Source organism: Photobacterium sp. GB-56, from assembly GCF_003026105.1.
Lineage (GTDB): Bacteria > Pseudomonadota > Gammaproteobacteria > Enterobacterales > Vibrionaceae > Photobacterium.
Window position 1 is genome coordinate 1 of the sequence record NZ_PYNW01000049.1, and the last position, 1,244, is coordinate 1,244.

Annotated in this window: 4 tRNA genes and 2 rRNA genes; all 6 read left to right on the forward strand. The window is 45.5% G+C overall.

The features are described 5' to 3' along the window. Window positions 1-116, forward strand: a 16S ribosomal RNA gene (locus tag C9J42_RS21260); the annotation flags it as partial. Window positions 117-215: 99 nt separating this feature from the next. Then, a tRNA-Glu gene (locus C9J42_RS21265) sits at window positions 216-291 on the forward strand. Between the two features lie 2 nt (window positions 292-293). Then, window positions 294-369: transfer RNA gene (locus C9J42_RS21270), tRNA-Lys, on the forward strand. A 68-nt stretch (window positions 370-437) separates the two neighbouring features. Further along, window positions 438-513: transfer RNA gene (locus tag C9J42_RS21275), tRNA-Val, on the forward strand. Window positions 514-537: 24 nt separating this feature from the next. Beyond that, window positions 538-613, forward strand: a tRNA-Ala gene (locus tag C9J42_RS21280). A 333-nt stretch (window positions 614-946) separates the two neighbouring features. After that, window positions 947-1,244: ribosomal RNA gene (locus C9J42_RS21285) — 23S ribosomal RNA — on the forward strand; the annotation flags it as partial.

Sequence of the window (1,244 nt, forward strand, 5' to 3'; positions counted from 1 at the left end):
CACCAGAAGTAGATAGCTTAACCTTCGGGAGGGCGTTTACCACGGTGTGGTTCATGACTGGGGTGAAGTCGTAACAAGGTAGCCCTAGGGGAACCTGGGGCTGGATCACCTCCTTACCTAAAGACTTGCTGTTTAATGCAGTGTCCACACAGATTGCTTGGTTAAAATGTAAGAGAGCCACTTAATGTTGCCCAACAACATTAAGTATGAACATTGTCCCGTTCGTCTAGAGGCCTAGGACACCGCCCTTTCACGGCGGTAACAGGGGTTCGACTCCCCTACGGGACGCCATTGGGTCGTTAGCTCAGTTGGTAGAGCAGTTGACTTTTAATCAATTGGTCGCAGGTTCGAATCCTGCACGACCCACCATTTCCTTTCCACGAAGGAAAGCTAGTTTGATTTGACTTTTTAAAGTGAAAACAAATAGCAACTATCGTGGGCGATTAGCTCAGTTGGGAGAGCACCTCCCTTACAAGGAGGGGGTCACTGGTTCGAGCCCGGTATCGCCCACCACTTCTTTCTCAAGAAGTAAAATATGGGGCTATAGCTCAGCTGGGAGAGCGCTTCGCTGGCAGCGAAGAGGTCAGCGGTTCGATCCCGCTTAGCTCCACCACTTTCTAAAGACATTCCTATGAGTGTGATTAAAAAGTGGATCTTTAAATAGAAACACAATGCTCTTTAACAATCTGGAAAGCTGACTAGTAAATTCAATCAATAGATTGATTTTAAAAATGTTCTTCGAAAGAAGAACGAGTTCTCAAAACATACACATTCAAGTGTCTGTGTTTGCTTTCACTTTTTAAAAGTGAAAACAAAACAATGAGTCCGGCGAAAAACCAACGTTTAATACTTTCTTGATCGAAGTGTTAAACACAAACCTTGGTTGTTTGAACAACTTACCCACTTTTTAAGTGGAAACTAAGAGCGAAACCTCTTGGGGTTGTATGGTTAAGTGACTAAGCGTACACGGTGGATGCCTTGGCAGTCAGAGGCGATGAAGGACGTATTAACTTGCGATAAGCCCAGAGAAGGTAGTAAAAACCGGTGACTCTGGGATTTCCGAATGGGGAAACCCACGTGCATAAGCACGTATCATAGTGTGAATACATAGCACTATGAGGCGAACCGGGGGAACTGAAACATCTAAGTACCCCGAGGAAGAGAAATCAACCGAGATTCCGGTAGTAGCGGCGAGCGAAACCGGATTAGCCCTTAAGCTAGTTTTGCGTTAGGTGAAAGTTCTG